General features: G+C 50.0%; 21 protein-coding genes. 3 read left to right on the top strand and 18 right to left on the bottom strand.

Annotated features, from left to right (window positions below; genetic code table 11):
- The 16 genes from fliF to GX016_01935 form a co-directional block, all read right to left on the bottom strand.
- The coding region (gene fliF, locus GX016_02010; GenBank protein HHT70339.1) for a flagellar M-ring protein FliF at nucleotides 1-484 on the bottom strand (484 nt) is incomplete at its 3' end.
- A gap of 18 nt (nucleotides 485-502) precedes the next feature.
- Complete coding sequence (gene fliE / locus GX016_02005) at nucleotides 503-799, bottom strand: flagellar hook-basal body complex protein FliE (protein ID HHT70338.1); 297 nt, start codon at nucleotides 797-799, stop codon at nucleotides 503-505.
- Complete coding sequence (gene flgC / locus GX016_02000) at nucleotides 800-1,237, bottom strand: flagellar basal body rod protein FlgC (GenBank protein ID HHT70337.1); 438 nt, start codon at nucleotides 1,235-1,237, stop codon at nucleotides 800-802.
- A 2-nt stretch (nucleotides 1,238-1,239) separates the two neighbouring features.
- Nucleotides 1,240-1,647 (bottom strand): flagellar basal body rod protein FlgB, encoded by a 408-nt coding sequence (flgB, locus tag GX016_01995; protein ID HHT70336.1) that lies wholly within the window; start codon nucleotides 1,645-1,647, stop codon nucleotides 1,240-1,242.
- A gap of 407 nt (nucleotides 1,648-2,054) precedes the next feature.
- Complete coding sequence (gene codY, locus GX016_01990; GenBank protein ID HHT70335.1) at nucleotides 2,055-2,828, bottom strand: GTP-sensing pleiotropic transcriptional regulator CodY; 774 nt, start codon at nucleotides 2,826-2,828, stop codon at nucleotides 2,055-2,057.
- Nucleotides 2,829-2,851: 23 nt separating this feature from the next.
- On the bottom strand, nucleotides 2,852-4,255 hold the full coding sequence (gene hslU / locus GX016_01985) for an ATP-dependent protease ATPase subunit HslU (GenBank protein ID HHT70334.1): 1,404 nt from the start codon (nucleotides 4,253-4,255) through the stop codon (nucleotides 2,852-2,854).
- Between the two features lie 4 nt (nucleotides 4,256-4,259).
- Nucleotides 4,260-4,790, bottom strand: a complete 531-nt coding sequence (gene hslV, locus GX016_01980; GenBank protein ID HHT70333.1) for an ATP-dependent protease subunit HslV — start codon at nucleotides 4,788-4,790, stop codon at nucleotides 4,260-4,262.
- A gap of 20 nt (nucleotides 4,791-4,810) precedes the next feature.
- Nucleotides 4,811-5,701 carry a tyrosine recombinase gene (locus tag GX016_01975; protein HHT70332.1) on the bottom strand — a complete coding sequence of 297 codons (891 nt, stop codon included), beginning with the start codon at nucleotides 5,699-5,701 and terminating at the stop codon, nucleotides 4,811-4,813.
- A 65-nt stretch (nucleotides 5,702-5,766) separates the two neighbouring features.
- A complete protein-coding gene (locus GX016_01970; GenBank protein ID HHT70331.1) occupies nucleotides 5,767-7,086 on the bottom strand; it encodes a methylenetetrahydrofolate--tRNA-(uracil(54)-C(5))-methyltransferase (FADH(2)-oxidizing) TrmFO in 1,320 nt (439 codons plus the stop codon).
- Nucleotides 7,087-7,090: 4 nt separating this feature from the next.
- A complete protein-coding gene (gene topA / locus GX016_01965; GenBank protein ID HHT70330.1) occupies nucleotides 7,091-9,208 on the bottom strand; it encodes a type I DNA topoisomerase in 2,118 nt (705 codons plus the stop codon).
- Nucleotides 9,209-9,252: 44 nt separating this feature from the next.
- Nucleotides 9,253-10,362: a DNA-protecting protein DprA gene (gene dprA / locus GX016_01960; GenBank protein HHT70329.1), complete on the bottom strand. Its 1,110-nt coding sequence runs from the start codon at nucleotides 10,360-10,362 to the stop codon at nucleotides 9,253-9,255.
- A gap of 97 nt (nucleotides 10,363-10,459) precedes the next feature.
- Complete coding sequence (locus GX016_01955) at nucleotides 10,460-11,416, bottom strand: DNA polymerase domain-containing protein (GenBank protein HHT70328.1); 957 nt, start codon at nucleotides 11,414-11,416, stop codon at nucleotides 10,460-10,462.
- On the bottom strand, nucleotides 11,398-12,330 hold the full coding sequence (locus tag GX016_01950) for a hypothetical protein (GenBank protein ID HHT70327.1): 933 nt from the start codon (nucleotides 12,328-12,330) through the stop codon (nucleotides 11,398-11,400). Before GX016_01950 ends, GX016_01955 begins: the two co-directional genes overlap by 19 nt.
- Nucleotides 12,330-13,145 (bottom strand): Ku protein, encoded by an 816-nt coding sequence (locus GX016_01945; GenBank protein ID HHT70326.1) that lies wholly within the window; start codon nucleotides 13,143-13,145, stop codon nucleotides 12,330-12,332. Before GX016_01945 ends, GX016_01950 begins: the two co-directional genes overlap by 1 nt.
- A 105-nt stretch (nucleotides 13,146-13,250) precedes the next feature.
- Complete coding sequence (locus GX016_01940) at nucleotides 13,251-13,628, bottom strand: desulfoferrodoxin (protein HHT70325.1); 378 nt, start codon at nucleotides 13,626-13,628, stop codon at nucleotides 13,251-13,253.
- A gap of 90 nt (nucleotides 13,629-13,718) precedes the next feature.
- Nucleotides 13,719-15,374, bottom strand: a complete 1,656-nt coding sequence (locus tag GX016_01935) for a diguanylate cyclase (protein ID HHT70324.1) — start codon at nucleotides 15,372-15,374, stop codon at nucleotides 13,719-13,721.
- A gap of 274 nt (nucleotides 15,375-15,648) precedes the next feature.
- Here GX016_01935 and GX016_01930 point away from each other — a divergent pair, with 274 nt between their 5' ends.
- Nucleotides 15,649-17,178 (top strand): YifB family Mg chelatase-like AAA ATPase, encoded by a 1,530-nt coding sequence (locus GX016_01930; GenBank protein ID HHT70323.1) that lies wholly within the window; start codon nucleotides 15,649-15,651, stop codon nucleotides 17,176-17,178.
- Between the two features lie 200 nt (nucleotides 17,179-17,378).
- Here the strand turns inward: GX016_01930 and GX016_01925 are convergent, their stop codons facing one another.
- Complete coding sequence (locus GX016_01925; protein ID HHT70322.1) at nucleotides 17,379-18,332, bottom strand: 4Fe-4S binding protein; 954 nt, start codon at nucleotides 18,330-18,332, stop codon at nucleotides 17,379-17,381.
- Nucleotides 18,333-18,416: 84 nt separating this feature from the next.
- Entirely contained in the window at nucleotides 18,417-18,761 is a 345-nt protein-coding gene (locus GX016_01920) for a PAS domain-containing protein (protein ID HHT70321.1), read from the bottom strand.
- Between the two features lie 411 nt (nucleotides 18,762-19,172).
- Here GX016_01920 and GX016_01915 point away from each other — a divergent pair, with 411 nt between their 5' ends.
- Nucleotides 19,173-20,510, top strand: a complete 1,338-nt coding sequence (locus GX016_01915; GenBank protein HHT70320.1) for a hypothetical protein — start codon at nucleotides 19,173-19,175, stop codon at nucleotides 20,508-20,510.
- Between the two features lie 175 nt (nucleotides 20,511-20,685).
- Nucleotides 20,686-22,295 (top strand): thioredoxin domain-containing protein (locus GX016_01910; GenBank protein ID HHT70319.1); only part of this gene is annotated, 1,610 nt, incomplete at its 3' end.

Genomic DNA, 22,295 nt, shown 5'->3' with positions numbered 1-22,295 from the left:
GGCGTTCCTCGGGCAGCACTAACTCTACTGCCGCCGAACGAACGCCCTGCATCTGGCTGATGGTGCGTGAAAGCTCTCCTCTTAAAGCACGTATGTATTGCATGCGGCGCTCAAAGTCCGTTACGCCGAGCTTAGATTGGTCGAAAATCTCAAAACCCACGGTACCTCCCTTGGGTAACCCATCCATGGCCAGTTGGTTACGCAGCTCGTACACCTGGCCTCGCGGCACCAAAATTCTTCTCCCGTCGTCCCCGAGTCGGTAGGCAACCTTCATTTCCTGCAACCGCTGCGTGATCTGTCCGGCGTCGGCAGGCGTTAAGTCTGCAAACAGTGTTTCGTAACTAGGTCGTGTAAACAACACCACCGCCGCTACTAGGGAGACCCCGAGCAGTACGCCGATGACTAAGCGTAGCCTTAACCCGCGGTCGGCACCTTTCCACAAGCCTTTTAGTTTAGTGCCCAGCTCCCGAATCCGCAACTCCATGCCTGCCACCTCACTGCCTTAAACCTGCATACGCATGATTTCCTGATAAGCCTCAACCACCTTGTTGCGGACAGTCAGCGTCAATTCCAAGGCTAGTTCTGCTTTTTGTGCCGCCAGCATCACTTGATGCAATTCAATCTCTTCACCGGTGATGAGTAGGCGCGTTTTTTCCTGGGCATCCAACTGCAATCCATTGACTTCTTCCAACGCAGTGGCTAAAACCTCACGAAAACTCCCTGATCTATCCTCGCTTGTCCTTCTTAAGTCGAGACTTCGGGTCCGAAGTGCTAAGGCTCCTACTTTTTCCAACGACACCTACCTCCTTCCAAGTTCGAGGGCTTTTACAACCATGCTTTTGGTGGCATTGAAAGCAGCAGCATTGGCTTCATAAGAGCGGCTGGCTGAGATCATGTCTACCATTTCCGTAACTACATTCACATTGGGATAAAGTACGTATCCTTCTTCATCGGCATCGGGATGCCCAGGTTGATAAGCGCGTCTAGGTGGAGAGGAATCTTCTTCGATCCTCAATACGCGTACGCCACCACCAACTGCTTGACCGCTTAACGCACGACCCAGATAAAAACCAAAGGTTTCTTCGTCTCTGGCCCCGAAGATCGCCAACTGGCGTCGGTAAGGACCCCCGGATGCAGTCTGAGTAGTCTCAACGTTAGCCAAGTTATTGGAGATAATATCCAACCTCAGCCTCTGAGCAGTAAGACCTGAAGCAGAAATATTAAAACTGCTGAACATTATTACCGTCTCCCTTCGCTAATCACCAGACGCAGGCTGCGTAGATACCCCCCCGCCCGATCGATCAAGGAATCATAATACATTGCATTCTTAGCTAGCTCGGCAGTTTCCACTTCGGCATCCACATTGTTCCCATCGTTTCGCAGTGAAGTCCCTCTTTCCACCGTCACAGAAAGGCTTCCAGTAGGCGGTGGCGGTAAGTGCCTTGGGTTCGTCCGTCTGAGCGTTAGTTTTGAGCCTTCACTTTTTACCGCCTGGGCTAAGGCCTCAGGAAAGGCCACATCTTGACGTTTATACCCGGGTGTGTCGATATTTGCAATATTATTAGCAATAGCCTGATGCCTTTTCACGGCCCAATCAAGACCCATACCGAGTTCCGATAGTATCCGTTCCGACATCATACTGCGCACTGTCCCCCCTCCATATGCACTACCGGTTCAAACCCATTCCGAAACAATTTATGCCAACAAGAATCGATTTTCGCCTTTCTTGTTCCTGTTTCAACATATTTACTCAAATTCCTCCTTTCCAGTATTATTTTACCAGTGCCTAGGTACTAAGTCCGGGTGGCGAACGCCATAAGTCCCTGTTCCCTTATCTGAATTGGTGGTCATTTCTTCCAAGTGTTACCTGGGAACCTGGTAAAGGATTATTTTGGCTGAACAGTAATACGTTTTCACCCTGGGCAGAACTCAATTACTTTCGCTTGTTAACACTGGCCTAAACACTAGAACCGGTCAAGGAGATACATCCCTGACCGGTTCGCTGACGGGCTCTCTGTGCAGCTGATACCCACGCCTTAACCAACCCGATTTCGTCACTTGATCTTCTTGAGCTCGTCCAGTAGGCGGTCGTTAAGAACCTTGATGTAGGTTCCTTTCATACCCAGTGATCTAGACTCGATAACTCCGGCACTTTCGAACTTACGTAGTGCATTTACAATCACTGAGCGCGTAATACCCACCCGATCGGCAACTTTGCTGGCCACCAGCAATCCCTCGGTACCGTCCAGTTCTTCAAAAATGTGGACTACCGCTTCCAGCTCTGAATATGAGAGCGTACCTAAGGCGATCTGTACCGCCGCCTTCTTGCGGGCTTCCTCTTCGATTTCTTCACTCTTGGCTCTTAGGATCTCCATGCCGACCACAGTAGCCCCATACTCGGCCAAGATCAAATCCTCTTCAATAAATGACTGGTCGAACTTGGCCACTATCAGGGAACCCAGCCGTTCACCGGCTCCGTTAATGGGAACAAAGCAAAGCTCCTGTCGGGGAAACAAACAACCCATTTCACTGTCAAAGACGCATTTTCCCTCGTCCGGCTCGAAAATAGTCGTATCCAAAACCCGAAGCAGACGATCATTGAAGGCACCGGGGAAGCGGCGATCCTTAAGTACATCCGCTTCCATTACAGCACAACTGTAACCTTCTTTTAGGGCATGGCCCAAGATATTGCCCCGTCTACTTACCACATAGACATTGGCTCGGCTGAGCTCACTGAGCACTCGGCAAATTTCGTCAAAATCCACCGGATGTCCGGCTGACCTTTGTAGCAGCCGATTGAGACTACGGGTCTTTTCCAACAATGTCATTCTTAACTCCTCCCCAATATTCACTACAAGATGTACTGGCTAAGGTCACGATTTCTCACAATGTCCTCTAATTGATGTTTAACATAGTCAGCATCTATCATCACCTTTTGGGGTCCGTTTTCACCGGCCGTAAACGAAATATCCTCCAGCACCTTTTCCAGGATCGTATGCAGTCGTCGGGCACCGATGTTTTCCATCTCTTGATTCACGTAAGTCGCTGTTTTAGCAACTTCGTCTATAGCATCGTCTGTAAATTCGACTTTTATACTTTCGGTTTCCAAAAGGGCTGTATATTGTTTGATTATAGCATTTTGCGGCTGCGTTAGAATCTTCCTAAAGTCCTCCTCGGTTAGAGACTTTAGCTCTACGCGAATAGGAAACCGGCCCTGTAACTCTGGGATCAGATCGGATGGTTTGGCAACATGGAAAGCCCCAGCGGCAATAAACAGCATGTGATCTGTTGTTACCGGGCCGTATTTAGTCATTACAGTGGAACCTTCCACAATGGGCAAGATATCCCGTTGCACTCCCTCCCGGGAAACGTCAGGACCAGAACTGCTCTCGCGTCCGGCAATTTTATCGATTTCATCAATAAACACTATGCCTAGCTGCTCTGCCCTTTCGATGCCTTCAGTCACCACCTCATCCATGTCTATGAGTTTTTGGGCTTCTTCTTGAGCTAGCAAGCGACGCCCAGCAGCCACTGTGACCCGCCTTTTTTTTATTCGCTTGGGCAGCATGCTACCTAGCACTTCTTGAAGGTTTATTCCCATCTCTTCCACACCGGCTCCGGAGAACACTTCCAACATCGGAGCACTGTTATCTTCTACTTTGATTTCCACCAGTTCATCTTCCATTTCTCGGCTGCTAAGCCGCTGCCGCAGCTGTTCACGACGCAGCTTCAATTCCGTAAATGCGTCGCTGTCAGTATCTTCCATTTCCTGCCCACCATTCTCCCTCAGACCAAACAACAATCCAAAGGGGTTAGGAGCAGCGCCGCGTTTTTTTGGTAACGGGGCCAACAAATCCAACAGTCTTACCTCGGCCAATTCTTGAGCCTTGTCCTCTACGGCAGCCATCCGCTCGGTTTTAGCCATTCGGATCGCTGTCTCTACCAGTTCACGAATCATGGCATCTACATCTCGACCTACGTAGCCCACTTCGGTAAACTTGGTAGCTTCTACCTTTACCATTGGTGCATTTACTAATTTGGCCAAACGCCGGGCGATCTCTGTCTTACCCACACCTGTGGGACCAATCATAAGGATATTCTTGGGCATAATCTCTTCGCGAACTTCAGGATCCAGACGTGACCGACGGTAACGGTTACGCAGCGCTACCGCTACTGCCCGCTTGGCTTCTTCTTGGGCAATGATGTATTTGTCCAGCTCAGCCACTATTTGGCGGGGACGCAGTTCTTGTAGCATAACACTACAACTCCTCTACGGTAATCCGGTCGTTGGTGTAAACGCAGATCTCGCCCGCGATGGCCAAGGCTTCAGCGGCTATCTCCCCGGCCGCTAAAGCGGTATGTCGGCTTAACGCCTTGGCTGCGGCCAAAGCATAAGGTCCACCGGAACCGATGGCGGCCACATTATCATCCGGTTCAATCACTTCGCCGCTACCGGAAACCATCAATATCAACTGGCTATCTGCCACCAGCAGCAAGGCTTCCAACTTCTGCAACATTCGATCCGTACGCCATTCCTTAGCCAATTCAACGGCCGCTCGCTGAAGGTTACCTTGGTACTGTTCTAACTTAGCTTCGAATTTCTCAAATAAAGTAAAGGCGTCAGCTACTGAGCCGGCAAATCCGGCCAGAACAGAACCATTGTGCAGTCGTCGTACCTTCTTCGCGCCGTGCTTGACAATTGTCTTGTCACCCAAGGTGACCTGGCCGTCACCAGCCATGGCCACCTTACCGGCGCGGCGCACTGCCACAACTGTAGTGCCCTGAAACATAAGCTCCCTCCTCCCTCGCTCTAGGCGCGCGGGTGAGCTGCTTTGTACTCTTGATACAAACGCCGCCTGGTCACGTGGGTATAGACCTGGGTCGTAGATAGATTGGCATGACCCAGTAGTTCTTGCACACTGCGCAAATCGGCACCGTGTTCCAGCAGGTGAGTGGCAAAGGTGTGGCGTAACGTGTGGGGACTTACGTGCAAATGTAACGCTGCCGCTTCAGTGTGTTTGTTGATTAGCCGACGCACACTGCGATCAGTCAGCCGGGTACCAAACCGGTTTAAGAACAAAGCCCGCTCAGCGGTGTTACCCTGAGTCAACCGAGGCCGCCCCGATTGCAGATACCGCTTCACAGTTGCCATCGCCGGATGGCCCAGTAAAACCACCCGTTCCCGCCGGCCTTTGCCAACCACCCGGGCACAACCGGCGGTTAAATTAACGTCTTCTACATTCAGACCAACCAATTCGCTGACCCGACAGCCGGTGGAATACAAGAACTCCAAGATGCAAGCGTCCCGGCAACCCTGGGGTGTTTTTGAATCCGGCGCCTGCAGCAATGCCTCCACTTGCGCTTCAGACAAGAATTTAGGTAGGGTGCGCTGTAATTTGGGACTGTGTAACTGTTCGGCTGGGTTATCGCCGCCAACTAGTTGGGTCTGATAGCGAAAGAACGATCGCAGTGCAGCTACACGACGGGCTACTGTACGCCTAGCATAACCACGTTCCGCCAGGTAACCTAAATAGCCCCGGAGAAATCCCCGGGGTGGAAACGCTGGATCTACAGCTTGTTCCTGGCAAAAAGCGGTGTAATGAGCTAGGTCGCCCTTGTAGCTGTTTACCGTATGGCTGGAATAGCCGCGACTATCAGTTAGGTAACCGAGAAATGAATCAACCTTCTCTTGCCAGGTCACGGTAAGCCACCTCGTGAATATTAATACATGGATCATGTTAACACAAAAAGAATCTTTTGGCAACCCTATAATTCTAAATCTTGCCAATTGTTTTTGAGCGCATCCAAGGCTCGTTGGGCCAATTTCATATTGCGTTCCCGCCGATTCCTAATGCGATTCTCCAGCAGCGGAAACAGGCCAAAATTAATATTCATCGGTTGAAAATGCTCTGGGTTAGCCACGGTGATATAGTTAGCCAGGGCACCGCAGGCTGTCTGTGGTGGCATGATCAAAGGATCAATACCTTGAGCCAAGCGAGCTGCATTGATACCGGCCATTAGACCTGACGCCGCTGACTCTACATACCCCTCAACCCCACTGAGCTGACCGGCGATCAAGATGTGTGGATGTTCCTTCAGTTGCCAGGTGGAATTCAGCACTCGCGGTGAATTAATAAAAGTGTTGCGGTGCATTACTCCGTAACGAACAAACTCGGCCGCTGTTAATGCCGGAATGAGGCCAAACACTCGGGCTTGCTCATTCCATTTCAGGCGCGTTTGGAAGCCCACCATGTTGTATAAAGTGCCTTCTCGGTTGTCTTGACGCAACTGAACTACAGCATAAGGCTGCTGTCCTGTTTTCGGATCGACTAACCCCACAGGTTTAAGAGGGCCATAGCGCATAGTCTCAAAACCACGTCGGGCCAACTCTTCGATCGGCATACAACCCTCGAACAAACGCAATTCCTCAAAGTCCTTCAGGGGATACTGTTCTGCCTTAACTATTTCGTTCCACAGCCTAAGGTATTCTTCTTTTGTAAGAGGACAGTTAAGATACGAGAATTCCTCTCCTTTGCCGTAACGGGAACCCCAAAAAGTGTGTTCTCTTCTAATTGAATCTAAAACAACAATCGGAGCTACGGCGTCGTAAAAATATAGTTGGTCCGTACCAGTGAGTTCAGCTATACTCTCTGCCAGTTGAGGGGATGTGAGAGGTCCCGTCGCCAAAACACAAACCCCTCCAGTCAACGGCACCGTCGATACCTCTTTCCGCTCAATCGTAATCTGGGGATGGGAGCTAAGCTTGGCCGTCACAGTACGAGCGAAGGCTTCCCGGTCTACAGCCAAGGCTCCTCCCGCCGGCACGCGCTCCTGGTCGGCTACCTGCATAATCAAGGAATCCAGCCGCCGCATCTCTTCTTTTAACAGTCCCACCGCATTCTCCAGTGCATCGGATCGCAGTGAGTTGCTGCACACCAATTCAGCGAAAAGACCAGTACGGTGAGCCGGTGTTTGCTTGAGCGGTCTCATTTCCACCAGGCGCACTTTGAGTCCTTGACTGGCAATTTGCCAAGCTGCTTCACTGCCGGCTAAGCCGGCGCCGACAACTAATACCTCTTTGTTCATAGCACTACTTATCTTCCTCTTTAGCCGGACTTTCATCCTCAGCGGCTGACAACGCTTCTCGGTAATGGCAATCTTTGTTACTACAGGCTAAATAAGGCTTCTTCGTCCGAGGTTCTTTGCGTACCAAAAGCGAATTGCACTGGGGGCAACGTTTGGCAGTGGGAGGATCCCAAGTGACAAAATGACAGTTGGGATACTGGTCACAACCATAAAAACGCCGGCCTCGACGCGAAGTCCTTACTATCAGTTCACCGCCGCAGACAGGACACTTCACCCCTGTTCCCTCTCGGATTGCTTTCGTGTTCTTACATTCGGGAAACCTGGGACAAGCCAAAAATTTACCGAAGCGCCCGGTTTTAACTACCATATGCTCCCCGCATTGTTCACAGACCTCGTCACTTACTTCTTCTTTAAGCTCGACTGGACCCATCTTTTCTTTGGCTTTCTCCACCTGTGCTGAAAACGGTTCGAAGAATTCCCGGACAACATCGGTCCAGACTGCTTCGCCCTCTTCAATTAAGTCCAGTTGGTCTTCCATTTCGGCAGTAAACTGAGCATCTACCACCTCGGGAAAGTACTGCTCCAGCAGGTCCGTAACAATAAAGCCCAGTTCTGTCGGCTTCAATCGTCTTCGCTCTCGCTGCACATAACCGCGCCTAGTGATGGTCTCAATGGTGGGAGCATAAGTACTGGGCCGTCCAATACCTCTCTCCTCCAAGGTTTTTACCAAAGAGGCCTCTGTATAGGCCGGTGGTGGCTGGGTAAAATGCTGCTGCGGCAATACACGTACAAGTGTGAGCTTGTCTCCCGCTTCCAGCTGAGGCAGCTCCAATTTTCTTTCGTCTTCATCGTCTTCGGCTGTTTCTTCATAGAGCACACTGTAGCCGGCAAACTTAACTTTCGACCCGTTGGCTCTGAGACCCAGTTCTCCGGCAGTAATATTAACCGTAATACTGTCATACACCAAAGGCGCCATTTGGCTGGCCAAGAAGCGCTCCCAAATTAACGTGTACAGGCGCAGCTGGTCTTTAGTCAAAAAGGGCACCAGATCTTCCGGCCGACGGCTAACCCGAGTGGGTCTTATCCCCTCGTGGGCGTCCTGAACCTTGCCCCGGGCTTTCTGAGTCACCCCTGGCCCAATAAACTCGCGTCCGTAGACTTGGGCAATATGCCCCATTGCTTCTTGTCGGGCCTGGGGCGAGACCCGGGTGGAATCAGTACGCATATACGTGATCAGACCTACGCGACCTTCCTGGCCCACTCCCAGACCTTCGTATAATGCTTGGGCCACAGCCATTGTTTTCTTTACGGTAAAGCCCAGTTTACGTCCTGCTTCTTGCTGCAAGGTACTGGTAATATAAGGGGGTCGGGGAGAACGGCGTCGCTCTTTGACCACCACGCCTGCCACCTGGGGTGTTTCCTTCCTTAAGGCGGCGGCAATTGCCGCCGCTTCTGCTTCCGTTTTTGGCTCAACCTTTTCCTCGCCGTGTGAAACAAGCTGGGCGCTAAACTTTTCTTGCTCCGGTGTCAACAGTTCTGCTCTGACGGTCCAATACTCCTGGGGTCTAAATTCGTCGATCTCCCGCTGTCGGTCACAAATAAGCTTCACCGCCGCCGATTGTACTCGGCCTGCCGACAACCCCCCGCGGACTTTTTCCCACAGCAATGGGCTTAGGTTGTACCCTACTAGCCGATCCAGGACCCGGCGGGCCTGCTGGGCGTCTACCCTCTGCGGATCGATAGCCCGCGGCGTCTTAATGGACTCGCGTACTGCCTCCTTAGTAATCTCGTTAAACTGAACGCGGCATTGGGTCGTAGGCTCAATTCCCAAGCTATGGGCCAAATGCCAGGCAATAGCCTCTCCCTCTCGATCCGGATCTGAGGCTAGCAGCACTTTATCCGCCTTCTTAGCCGAGGCTCGTAGTTTCTTCAAAATCTCTCCTTTACCCCTGATAGTAATGTACTTGGGTCTAAAGTCGTTATCTACATCTACCCCTAGCTGGCTGCGAGGTAAGTCTCTTACATGGCCCATAGATGCATCTACAGCAAAGTTCTTACCTAAGAACTTCTCTATGGTCTTTGCTTTGGCCGGTGACTCTACAATTAATAGATATTTACTCACAGTTCCTTAACACCCCCACGTCTGATCACTAGTGCCAATCTCTATCAAGTCCAGGGTAGACGAAAAAACATCTTTCCAGGAAGCTGCCTTACTAAGCCCTTAAGCTCCAGCATCATTAGTATGGCAGTAACTTCCTGGGCTGTCAACCTGCTCCGACGTACTAACTCATCGATATGGATGCTGCCCGTACCCTCGGCAAAACAGGAGTAAACATTCTTCTCTGCAGCCGTAAGCTCTGGCACAGCAGAACCTTCAGCCGCAGCGGGCTTTGGGGTCACTCCTAATTCTTCTATTATGTCCACTGCCGTTCGGGCTAAACGGGCTCCCTGAAAGATCAGATTATTAGTGCCTTTACTCAAAGAGCTGGTGATGGGACCTGGTACAGCAAAGACTTCGCGTCCTTGTTCCAACGCAAAATCAGCCGTAATCAACGAGCCGCTGGTGACTGCCGCCTCTACCACTACTACCGCCCGAGAGAGTCCGCTGATAATACGGTTGCGACGCGGAAAGTTCCGTGCCTCCGGCGCCGTATCTAAAGGAAATTCTGTAAGTACAGCCCCCTGTGCCGCTACTTGATCATACAGGCGCGAGTTTTCCGGTGGGTAAACCACATTGAGACCGCAGCCTAATACCGCCAAGGTACGCCCTTTGCCTGCTAAGGCACCCCGGTGCGCCGCCGAATCCACCCCGCGCGCTAACCCACTTACCACCGTAATACCTGATCGAACCAGATCGCGGGCAAACTTATGGGCCACTTCACGGCCGTAGGGCGTAGCCCGACGAGCTCCCACAATGCCAACTGACAAACTGTCGGTGGCTAACAGATCCCCACGATAGTAGAGAACCGGCGGCGGATCAAAGATCGTCTTCAGATTAGTCGGGTAGCTATCATCGAGCAAGGTAACTACCTTTATCCCCGCCTGTTCCCAAGTAGAGCGTGTCATCGCCGGATCGAACTCCCGTCTCAATTTGAGCAACGCCTCTAGTCGGCGTGGCCCCAAAGAAGCGCCCTCCCACCTAACATCTGTCCTTGATGCCAGCCAAAACTCCTTCATACTGCCAAATGCCTCTAGTAATTGATAAAATGAGCGTGGTCCAATTCCCGGGGTCTGGGCCACAGCCAACCACAGCTCTCGCTCCGACAATGATGACATTGTTTCTCCTCCCCGACATAAGGCTAATATATTATGTTAGTGGCAATAGGCTGTAAATCCTCCTTTAGTATCGAGTAAAAGACCTCAAATAGTCCGCTCACCTATTGGAACCGGCCAGATCTGTTACCTTTAAGTTCTGACGCATCTGGGCAATGCTTGGGCCCGGCTCCAAAGCCCGAGCAAACAAGTCTCCATGCCTTAATAGCCGTTCTTCAATACTCATGATGTTACCGCTCCTATTTGTAGTTGCTAACTCGTTCCAGGTGACAGGGGTAGAAACCGGTGCTCCGGGCAAAGGACGTACACTGTAAGGTGCACAAATAGTCTGTCCTTTGATATTTTGCAGCCAGTCAATATATACTTTTCCTTGGCGCTGTTTTACTCTGCGTTCTACGGTAGCTAAGTCCGATCTGTGCTCTGCCACTGCCTGAGCCACCAAGCCACAAAACTCTCTTACTTCTTCGTAAGTATCCGTGCCCGCCAGCGGTACGTGGACGTGTAACCCGGTGGCCCCAGAAGTCTTTACTACCGGCTTGGCTCCGAGACGTAGCAACAGTTGCTGCAATGTAAACGCCACTTCTTTGGCTTCCGGCAAACCGCTGGGAAAATCAGGATCCAAATCAAATACGGCGAAATCGGGATAATCCAGATTATTTGTCCGGGACAACCAGGGATGTAGTTCAATCGCCCCTAGATTAACCAGCCATACCAGAGTAGGCAGATCATTGCAAATCACATAATGAATTACCCGTTTCTTACCTTCGCTCGGTACAGGAAATACAGTAATCCAGTCAGGGGCCCCAGCCGGTAAGTTTTTTTGATAGAAAAATTGTCCCCCAATACCTTCAGGATAGCGGGTTATTACTAAGGGTCGATCTTTTAAGTAAGGAGCCAAATAAGAAAACACTTTGGTATAATAAGCTACCAATTGTCCCTTGGTGTAGCCGTCATCAGGCCAATACAGTTTGTTCAAGTTGCTCAAAGACAAACGGCGGCCTTCTACAATTATTTCTGTTCTGTTCTGTCCCATGTTTCCTACCTTTCCAATCGGCAATCTGCCGCTTCCACCTGAGGAAAGCCCACAATGCTCGGGGCTCTCAAGTGCAGCTCTTCTGTCCACTCACTAAACTCGACGGCTACCGGTAGCACCGGATATGTCCACTGAGCCGCCGGCACCTGCTGACCCGGAGCAAAAGGACACGTTGGCGCCACCAATCGAGGCAAAGTCTTTTCTAGCAGCGTTGACTCTTCAGTAGTAAGGCCAGTGCCGACGCGTCCCAAATAAAGAAGCTGTTCTTCTAGCCAGGCACCGACCAAAAGTGAACGCAATTTTGGGCCCGCTGAAAGATAACCTCCCACCACGCACAACTGTTGTCGCCGCACTTTTATTTTTTGCCAGGCCTTTGTTTTTGTACCCGGTACATACGAGCTGTTCTTCTTCTTGGCCACTATACCTTCCAGCGCCGCCTTTTTTACCGCGGCAAACAGAGTTCTGCCGGAAGGAAAGTTGTCTACTATGTGTACTAAGGAATCAGCAGTAAGCACTTCCCGCAGACGCTGCTGGCGTTCCACTAGAGGTTGGTCAAGAAGAGACTGGCCACCGACAAATAACAGATCGAACACCATATAGCAAATGGGCACTTCCTGGGCTAACAATGCTGCCCGTCGCTTTGTTGTAACCTGTTCCCGCCGTAAAACAGCTGGAAAACTGGGCCCTTTAGGTCCGAGTACGATTACTTCCCCGTCTAACAATATTCCGTCGGCTCGAAGCATCTGGGGCAAAGTCAGCAGTTCGGGGTAAGCATCGGATCGATCCCGCAAGCGGCGGTTTTGCAGGCGAACTATACCAGCTTCCACAAAACTGAGCAAACGGATACCGTCCCACTTTACTTGGAATATATGATTAGGGCTATCAAACGGCTCGCCCTTAAGCACAGGCTGCATAGGAGTCAAGGAGCGAGGTAACATTATCCGGCCTTCTCTTTCCGGGACTTCTGTTTGGTTTTCTTCTGTTCTTGTTGGACTTCGTCTAAACTGGCCCGCAAGGCCTCCATCAAATCTACCACCTTGGTACGTACTCCCGGTGTCACTGCTGTCACTTCTGCCCCCGCCACTTTAGCAGAAATAAGGTCTGCCAGCGCAGCTTGGTAGTCGCTGGTGTAACGTTCAGGGGCGAATGAAGTAGTGAGTTCCTCTATTAGTCTATCTGCCAGCTCCTGTTCCTTGTCGCTAACCTGCACCGTCTCGGTGTCAATATTTAGTCCCTGGGTCGACCGCACTTCACTGGCATAAAACATGGTGCTAAGTGCTAACGTGTTGTTCCGAACCCAAACCACAGCCAAGGACTCACGAGAACGCAAAGTTAATTTGGCCACAGCCCAGCGCTGCAGTTGTTCCATAGCTCTAAGCAGCAATTGATAGGGCTTGGCCCCACCTTCGGCCGGCTCCAGATAGTACATACGGTCCAAGTAGGCCATATCTACCTCTGCCGCCGGTACAAAGTCCTGAATCTCTATGGTCTTGGCTGTGGTAAGAGGCATACGCTCAAAATCCTCTTCGTTTAAGACCACAAATTGCCCTTTTTCATATTCATATCCCCAAACAATCTCGTCCGGTGTAATCTCTCGTTCACAAGTAGGGCACCGCTTTTCATACTGGATCGGGGTCAAGCATTCCTTGTGTAAGTACCTAAACTTGATATCTTGCTTTTGCGTAGCAACATAAAGACGGACCGGAATATTTACCAAGCCAAAGCCAAGTGATCCCTTCCAGAACGACCGCATAGTTATTATCCACCTATCCTCTTTTGCACTAGCTTGCCATGCTAAGAAACGTTTCATTCGGTAATGTAAAAAGCCGGGCCCGAGGCCCGGCAAGTGCTACCTTTTCTATTGGCTGGCCCAAAAGCCGTGCAAGTTACAATAGGCCCTGGCGCTGGCTGTTTCGGCCTTAGACTTAAACTCTACTTCAGGGATTTCGCCAGGATTCAAAAAGCGACGACAGTTTCCTTCAACTGTTACCAAATCAATCCATTCGATATAGTGTTCCGGAATCATGGGATGAGCTGCGCTGCCCACCTTAACCCTGAATCCACCGGGCACTGTCTCCACTACCGGTACATGCTTTTCGTAGCTAGCGTCCACTGTGTTCGCAACTTGCAGTTTCATCGGCTGCCCACAACACACCAACTCACCCGGGCCAGCATGCAGTACCTCCACTATGTTCCCACAAACCAAACAGCGGTACACTTCACTCCTGCCGGTCAAGCTATCGCCTCCTTTTGGCATAATGATAATCACTACGGTTATATTAATTGATTTAAGCTCAAAAAGCAAGGTTTTTACCTATATGCGACATTAGCTGTTAGAAGTGCGTTCTCCTTGGCCGCTACAGCGAATGCAGTTGCGCCCGAAACTCTTGGCTTCGTACGTCATCCGGTCCGCACGCAAAATAATAGTGTCAACGGTGTCTGATGGAACATACTCGGTGATGCCAAAACTAGCTGTTACCTGACCTACCTCCGGTATTACCAAGCTGCCTATGTTAGTCCGAAGCTCCTCCGCTAAACAGGCCGCCTTGTTTTCCTGCGTTTCCGGTAACAGGATTGTGAATTCTTCCCCTCCCCAACGAGCCAAGATATCTGTCGTGCGGATTCTGCTCCTGATAGCGCTGGCGATAGTCTTTAATACCGAGTCGCCAACTGCGTGTCCAAAGCGATCATTTACACTCTTAAAATGATCTAGATCCAGCATCACAAGGGAAAACGTCCTCCCAATTCGACGCGTGCGCCCTATTTCTTCATTCAACTTATTGCTAAAATAACGCCGATTGTACACTTCGGTGAGAGGATCGGTAATCGACAACCGGTACAACTGATCTTCCATTTTCTTGCGTTCGCTGATATCACGGAGAATGCCGACTGCATGCCAATCATCTTTTATTCTTACGGCTGATAAGGAAACTTCCACATATATTTCTTGTCCGTCTTTACGCCTGCATTTCAACTCAGTGTTTTTCCCCATCAGACTCCCTTGTCCAGTCGCTTGAAATTGGCGAAAAGCCTGTTCGTGCTTCTGGCGTAGTTCTCTGTTGAGCAGGAACAACTGGTGCAGATCTTGTCCCAAAATCTCTGCCGGGGCATACCCTAATAGCTGTTCAGTAGCAGGGTTCCAAAAAACTACCCTCCCTCGTTTGTCAATCATAATAATGGCATCGTGAACCGAATCTGTAATCGCACTCAAAACTCCCTCGCGCTCGCGCAGCTCTTGTTCCATTGCTCGGCGCTCTGTCAGATTAATAATTAGAGCCAGATATGCTTCTTCTCCTTGGGCCTTCAAAAGCTGTAGATGTACTTCCGCCGGATAAAGGGACCCGTCTTTGCGACGTTGGACAGTATGAAACATGGCTCCTTCCTGTTCCCCACCAACTAAAGGGGCCAAAAGCCCCTTAAAGCTCCTACGTTCCATTTCAGGCTTAATGTCTAGAGGTGTCATTTTGTGCAGTTCTTCCATGGTATAACCCAGGTTATCCCTGGCAATACGGTTAACAGCAATGAATTTTAAAGTGTCCCGGTGAAATACATAAATTTCGTTCAGCGATTCCTCCACAATACAACGATACAGCTCTAGTCCCTGCTCCGCCCGCCAACGAGTTAGAGCCATGTCCACCGCCGACAGCAGTACATACGGGTTTGTACTTTTTGTTACATAACCGTAGGCTGTAACAGACTTGATTTGTTCTGTGATTCTTTTGCAGGCATTAGCCGTTAAGAATATAATCGGGATGTTACATCTGATATGTATTTTGAGGGCGGCGTCTATCCCGCTCATTCCATTTCCAAGTTCTATGTCCATTAGTACAAGATCGGGGCGTTGCCCACTGCAGACTTGTTCTACCGCTTCTTCGCCTGTACGAACTACTTCCGTTCTATACCCATACATATTCAAAGTGTCAGCCGTTATCCTAGCGTTTAAGATGCTATCTTCCACAATCAGAATCTTGTTGGATACCAATTCATTCAACACCTAATCCTCCTAAGGTAATCGTTTAACAGACTTTTCCCTACCAGCCAAATCTCTTGACTTCTTTATTGCCTGTTAGGCCCCTTCCTCCTCGCCTCCGGCATTCGTCATTTTCCCGACATATCCTTCTTATTGCATTATAGTAGAAGCTGTCCATTATGTCACCCTGGGAACAGAAATTGTTTTTGCTAATAGGAGTGCAACAAACCCTGGGCAGGAAAAACAAATTTCAAGGAGAATAAGGGGCTAAAGGAGGTTTTGACTTTTGCTGGCTCAAGTAAATGCCGCTGCCCTCTACGGTATCAGTGGAACACCTATTAAGGTAGAAGTGGATGTAACCCACGGACTGCCACAGTTTAATCTGGTCGGATTGCCTGATACAGCTGTGCGGGAAGCACGGGAACGAGTCCGGGCTGCAATAAAAAATAGCGGGTTCGAGTTTCCTAACCAACGCATTACCGTTAACCTAGCCCCAGCGGATTTGCCTAAAGAGGGGCCAGCTTTTGATTTAGCTCTGGCTATAGGTATTTTAGCTGCATCGGAAGCAGCGCCGCTGGGTAATTGGGCTCAGGCCGTGTTCCTAGGCGAGCTTTCCTTGGACGGTTCGCTCAGACCGATTCCCGGTATTTTGCCGCTGATCTCATGCTTACACCACGAGGGCTTCGGTCCCTTTTTTGTGCCCACGGACAATGCAGCTGAAGCCGGTTGGATACCGGAAACCGAAGTTTACGCTCTGGACAATCTGGTCCAAGTGGCGGAAGTATTGCAGGGTATACGTGAAGCTATCCCGGTACCAGAGAAAATTTTTACGCCTGACACCCAGTTAGCTTATCCCGATTTTTCCCAGGTCCGAGGACAGGAACATGCTAAACGAGCACTGGAGATCGCCGCCGCCGGTAGCCACAATGTCTACCTGGTAGGGCCCCCCGGCTCAGGTAAGACTATGCTAGCCCGGTGTATGCCAGGGATTCTTCCATCTTTAGCCTTCGACGAAGCCTTAGAACTGAGCCAAATCTATAGTGCCGCCGGGCTGCTAAATAACAATCGCCCTTGGATAACAGAAAGACCTTTTCGCGCCCCCCACCATAGTATCTCAGTGGCCGGCTTGGTTGGTGGGGGACGCCTGCCCCGACCGGGGGAGCTGACTTTAGCCCACTTAGGAGTGCTTTTTCTGGATGAGTTTCCCGAATTCCCACGCTCTATCCTAGAGTCCTTACGACAGCCCCTGGAAGACGGCTGGCTTACCATTGCCCGAGCCCAAGCCAGTTTTACGTTCCCAACCCGTCCACTTCTGATAGCAGCGAGCAATCCTTGTCCTTGCGGATTCTTTGGGGATAGCACTCGCCAATGCTCGTGCACTCCTTACGCCATCGCTCGCTATCGCTCACGCGTTTCGGGACCACTTCTCGATCGGCTGGATCTTCACGTGGAGGTGCCACGGGTGCCATATCGAGACCTGGCAGCGGCAAGGGCTACAGGCGAATCTTCTGCTAGCATCCGCCAACGGGTAGAGTTCGCCCGAGCTAGCCAGCACCAGCGCTTCCATGGTACAACAACCCGCAGTAACGCCGAGATGACCCCAGCCCAAGTTCAACGCTTTTGCCGTTTGGGAAAGGAATCGCAGGCCCTAGTTCAAACAGCCTACACAAATCTGGGGTTGTCGGCCCGTGCTCACAGCCGCATCCTTAAAGTTGCCCGCACCATCGCCGACCTGGCCGGTCATGAACAAATCCAAACAGAACACATAGCCGAGGCACTGCAGTATCGAGCATTGGATAGAGAGATTGTCACTTAGCCAATGACTCCCAATATTAACACAAGTGCCGCTGATTACATTGGCGGGGACTACTGTTAAGGACTCGTGTCACTACTTAAATGCATTAGCAGATAGGAAAGAACCATTTAGCCTAACAAATAGACAGCCCTAACAGTACCATCTGTCAGGGCGTTTGATTTGTTTCGGATTCGGATGGGCGGATCAAGAAAGTGATGCAGCTACACTAGTCGCAGGGCAAACTCGGGACAGACGGGATTGCAGTAGCCGCAAAGGATACACTTCTCATTATCCACCTGTGCTTTGTTGTTGACTAAGCTCAACGCATGGTTAGGACAAGTGTTAACGCAGGTGCCGCAGCCACGGCAAAATTGGAGCACAATGAGCCGCTTGAGCTTTGCTCTAACGGAAGCTGCGCGTTCAGGTGACACTTGGCCCCGTTCAAACAATTCTATGTTATACTCTAGTTCAGCTCTATCCACCATCCCCACTGCCACGGCGCTGACTCCGGGAACTGTACGCACATATTCGATTGCAGCCGGCACTTCATTTACCAGGTGCCCACCTGCCAGCGCTTTCATGGCATAGAGGCCCTTACCGTTAGCAGCCGCTGACCTGATCGCGGCTACCATTTCTTCCTTCGTTCCACCTTGGATACCGCGACCGAGCTTGTTAATAATCGGGAAGATAATGTCTATGTCATCCCTCTTAGCCGCTGCTTCCACAACTGGCACTGAATGGGTGGAGATTCCCACCGCCCTTATCTTGCCTTGGCTCTTCATATCTTGAAGGCATTGCAGCGCCCCGGCTCGCTCAGAAAATACCGTGGGTGTGACCCTGGCGGCATGGAGATGATAAATATCGATGTAATCTGTCTTAAGCTCGGCCAAGGACTTTTCCACACTGGTTCGCATCTCTTCGTAAGTTGAGGCCGAAGATTTGGTGGCTAGTATCAACTGTTCTCGATCACGACCGGCAATAGCTTCACCGAGATACGGTTGGGTCTCGTAACTTTCAGCTGTATCAAAGAAGTTTAGGCCCAGATCTATGGCTTCTTGTAACAGCTGCACAGCTGCTTGCTTCGCTAGGTTCTTTTGTAATGGACCCAGTGGTAGCACCCCAAAACAAAGCTCCGTGACTCTAATGCCTGTTTTGCCAAGGTGAAGTAAATTCATACTTTAAATGCCTCCTTGTATCTTTGGGCTTAGTAGGTCTATTTCTATTTGATTCTAGGCGGCCTATCACCGCTTCTGCTTCCCTTACGGCTGGCGAACATAATGAGGCATCTCCGAAGGAATTTCCAGAGACAGTTCCACCAAGCCTCCGTATTCCCCCGAGTCCATATACCAGGGAGCTTGGTAAATCAGTTTCTTGACTCCGTTTTTTTCGATGGTATAGCAATTACGGTCCTTGGTCTTGAGCATAGTGGCCAATTTAGAGCGAGCCGGTTCCGGATGGCAATCCAGAACGTTTCCACCTATAAGTCTCGCACCCCCATCTCCGGCAAACGTAGATTGGGATTTCTTGTTCATGTAAAGAATTTTACCTTCGCTATCGCACACAGTTACCGCTCCGCCAAAACTATGTACCCAAGCATTAGCCATGGTGAGACTCCTTTCCGGTTCCTTTTAAATGGTGTTTACTGCATTCCTGCATAAGATGTTCGCTGTATTAACGATATTTCCTGCTACCTACGATATATCGCATTTGTACTGACGTAGGGAATGTAATACTTAAGTGGGCAAAAAGAAGGACTTCCAGGGACGAGTTGAGAAGGAGGTTCTCATCAAAAAGGCCCTGGATGTCTCTTAACGACACCAGAGCGGAAGGAGTATACATTCATGTTGAGTATTCTCCCTGTCATCTCAGCAGTCCTTCTTTTGTTCAACAAGTTGGGCAAAGCTCAAGTTGCTAAAACTCTTGTTATCCTGTGCTTACTCTTGTCTTGTTTCGCCCCGCAGCCGGTTTTCGCCAACGCCGGGCCTACCTTCTGGCAGGGGTACCCCTCCTCCGAGGTGCTTGTGATTGATGAGAACTGCCCGGTAGAAGTAGCCGCTGAAACACTGCTTTTTCGTTTGGGCGCTGACAGCAGCCGTTCCTATACCATGGAAGGGCAGGTTACAGCTTCCTATGATATGGTAAATCCCAGCGATAAGGACTTATCCGTACAAATGGCTTTCCCCTTCGTCTGCTCTTTAGCAGATTTCTTCGCCGGAGACATTGACATATCCGTAGACGGTACCACACTGCCTTGCAACCTATATATTGGGGATGCGATAAACAGTCACACTCACGGCCATCCCGGACAACAAGAAACCAAGGCGAGCTTGATCTTTGCCGATATTTTAGATACCGTTACCGACAAACCCTATCGGGCACAAAATTTTTCGGAGCATGAGCAGGGGAAACTCTACACCCTAAAAGTAAGACCCACCACTGAGCAAAGAATTAACCTTGCGGTTGAATTTAAGTTGGAGGATGAGAACACAAAGGTGCTGGTGGACGGATTTAATAGTTATGAGGGAGACCATCAGAAGGTGAGAATTGCATCCTGGTGCTATGAACCGACAGTACTGGAACTTCTTGTCTTAGGTGATGACATCGATCTTAACATTACAGCTTACACAGATGGCGAACTGAAGCAGAAAACCGACCTGTATGACTGTCCAGTTTCGGCCGAGGAAACGGATTTGAAGAGTTATATCATAAGGTACGTGAGAGGCTATGAAAAAACATCCCCGGGACAAGCGGAAATAGAGGATATGGAAACATCCTTTGGCTTTCCAGACCAACAACTCTACAATATGTATGCAGCTGCTTTGGACAGAGTTCTAACGGCAAACCGGGGTTTTTGCAGCAGTGATGACCTGATAGCACAAAATCATTCCAAACGTGTTATGACGTTGATCTATACAGTTGATTTTCCGCATCATTCCAGGAGAAACATGAGCGTCAGCTATAAAACCACAGGTACCATGGACAAAAGAAAGACGGCCAAGCCTGTCTATACTTTCAACTATATACTCAATCCTGCCCAAAACTGGAACAGCTTTAAAAACCTAACCATGGAAATCCTAACGCCTGAAGAAGCTCCTTACATTGTCCACAGTAACATTGAACTGTCCAAAGATAAAGAAAGGCATTACCGCACAAGTCTTGCCGCTCTTCCTGAGGATGATTTTGTCTTTTCAATTTATGCTCGGGAAAAGATAACCGCTTGGGACAAAATATACGGAGCTTGGCAAAACACTTTTGGCTACTTTACTCCTTTCGTTTTAGGCGGCAGCGTAATCATAGCCTTAGCGGTCATCAGTACCGTACTCTTAATAACACGAAGGCGGAAGCTCAGATAGCATTCCTCTTCACTTCCTCAACTTACCATGGGAATGCACCTTCCGTAGTCTTTTTTCAGTATCTTAGCCCATTCTCTTGTTTCCGTCGTTAAAAACGTGCCCCTCCGGCAGAATTTCAACCCAGGATAAGGTGGATACTAGCTGCAGAACAAACGAAATTGCGGAGGGATAGACTTTGAATACTCCCGTTAAGACCGCCAACCGCCTCAGCAAGGAAAAATCTCCATACTTACTGCAACATGCCCATAATCCGGTAGACTGGTATCCCTGGGGTGAGGAAGCCTTTATAAAGGCAAAAACAGAGGCCAAACCGATTTTCTTATCCATCGGGTATTCCACCTGTCATTGGTGCCACGTAATGGAGCGCGAGTCTTTCGAAAAAGAAGAGATTGGGAAAATCCTAAACGAGCACTTCATCGCCATCAAAGTTGACCGCGAAGAGCGGCCTGACATCGATGCTATCTATATGTCCGTCTGCCAAGCCATGACCGGTCATGGGGGCTGGCCTCTTACTATTATTATGACTCCTGATAAGAAACCCTTCTTTGCCGGGACTTATTTCCCCAACAAGAGCGCTCGCGGTATGCCCGGCTTGACAGATATCCTAACCCAAATCGCTGCCATGTGGCAGGAAAGAAGAAACAAGCTTAAAAAATCTGCCGAAGAAATAACCAAAGTCGTGAGCACCCATCTCTTTTCCCATGCCGGCGGTAAAGTTTCGGCAGCAGTGCTGGACAAAGCCTTCGCCTACTTTGAGGATAACTTTGACCCCCGTTATGGTGGGTTCGGTCCGGCACCCAAGTTCCCCACCCCTCACAACTTATCTTTTCTCCTCAGATACTGGAAAACATCCGGTAACAGTGCCGCCCTTCAAATGGTGGAAAAAACCCTGGATGCCATGTACCGCGGAGGTATCTGGGATCACATCGGCTTCGGCTTCGCTCGCTACTCCACTGACGAGAAATGGCTCGTTCCTCACTTTGAGAAGATGCTCTATGATAACGCTCTTTTAGCCATAGCTTATCTGGAGACATATCAAGCCACCGGTAACCGTAAATACGCTAAGACAGCCGCAGAGATCTTTACTTATGTGCTACGAGATATGACTGACCCCCAAGGAGGGTTTTATTCAGCAGAAGATGCCGATTCTGAAGGAGAAGAAGGCAAGTTCTATCTATGGACACCTGCAGAAGTAAACCAGGTCTTGAGCGACAACTTGGGCAGCCAATTCTGCCGCGACTTTGACATTACGGCCGGCGGCAATTTTGAAGGGCAATGCATCCCGAACCTAATTAAGACAGGATACGTGGAAGGTTATGAAGAAGCCCGAAAGAAACTCTTTAGCCAACGTAATGAAAGAGTACACCCCTTCAAAGATGACAAAATCCTCACCGCTTGGAACGGTTTGATGATTGCAGCCTTAGCGTACGGTGCACGAGTCTTGGGTAAAACCAAATACGCCAAAGCAGCAGAAAAAGCTGTCTCTTTTATCAATGCCAATCTGCGCCGAGATGATGGACGGCTCTTGGCCCGGCACAGAGACCAAGAAGCAGCTTATCTCGCCTATCTGGATGATTATGCCTTTCTGGTCTGGGGCTTAATTGAGCTGTACCAGGCCACTTTAAAGCATTACTACTTAAGGCATGCCCTGGACTTAACCAAGGACATGCTGAAATATTTCTGGGATGATACAGACGGGGGTTTTTATCTGTACGGTAACGATGCCGAAAAACTTATTGCCCGACCAAAAGAAATTTATGACGGGGCAACGCCATCCGGTAATTC

The sequence above is a fragment of the Bacillota bacterium genome (assembly GCA_012837285.1).
Lineage (GTDB): Bacteria > Bacillota > DTU030 > DUMP01 > DUMP01 > DUNI01.
Note: the sequence above shows the minus strand (reverse complement) of the source record. Positions and strands in the feature narration are given on the sequence as shown.

Excerpts from the sequence above, each read along its gene's own strand:
- flgC (HHT70337.1), bottom strand. The coding sequence starts at position 1,237 with ATGTTCAGCAGTTTTAATATTTCTGCTTCAGGTCTTACTGCTCAGAGG.
- codY (HHT70335.1), bottom strand. The coding sequence starts at position 2,828 with ATGACATTGTTGGAAAAGACCCGTAGTCTCAATCGGCTGCTACAAAGG.
- hslU (HHT70334.1), bottom strand. The coding sequence starts at position 4,255 with ATGCTACAAGAACTGCGTCCCCGCCAAATAGTGGCTGAGCTGGACAAA.
- hslV (HHT70333.1), bottom strand. The coding sequence starts at position 4,790 with ATGTTTCAGGGCACTACAGTTGTGGCAGTGCGCCGCGCCGGTAAGGTG.
- GX016_01970 (HHT70331.1), bottom strand. The coding sequence starts at position 7,086 with ATGAACAAAGAGGTATTAGTTGTCGGCGCCGGCTTAGCCGGCAGTGAA.
- dprA (HHT70329.1), bottom strand. The coding sequence starts at position 10,362 with ATGTCATCATTGTCGGAGCGAGAGCTGTGGTTGGCTGTGGCCCAGACC.
- GX016_01950 (HHT70327.1), bottom strand. The coding sequence starts at position 12,330 with ATGTTACCTCGCTCCTTGACTCCTATGCAGCCTGTGCTTAAGGGCGAG.
- GX016_01945 (HHT70326.1), bottom strand. The coding sequence starts at position 13,145 with ATGCGGTCGTTCTGGAAGGGATCACTTGGCTTTGGCTTGGTAAATATT.
- GX016_01925 (HHT70322.1), bottom strand. The coding sequence starts at position 18,332 with ATGAATTTACTTCACCTTGGCAAAACAGGCATTAGAGTCACGGAGCTT.
- GX016_01920 (HHT70321.1), bottom strand. The coding sequence starts at position 18,761 with ATGGCTAATGCTTGGGTACATAGTTTTGGCGGAGCGGTAACTGTGTGC.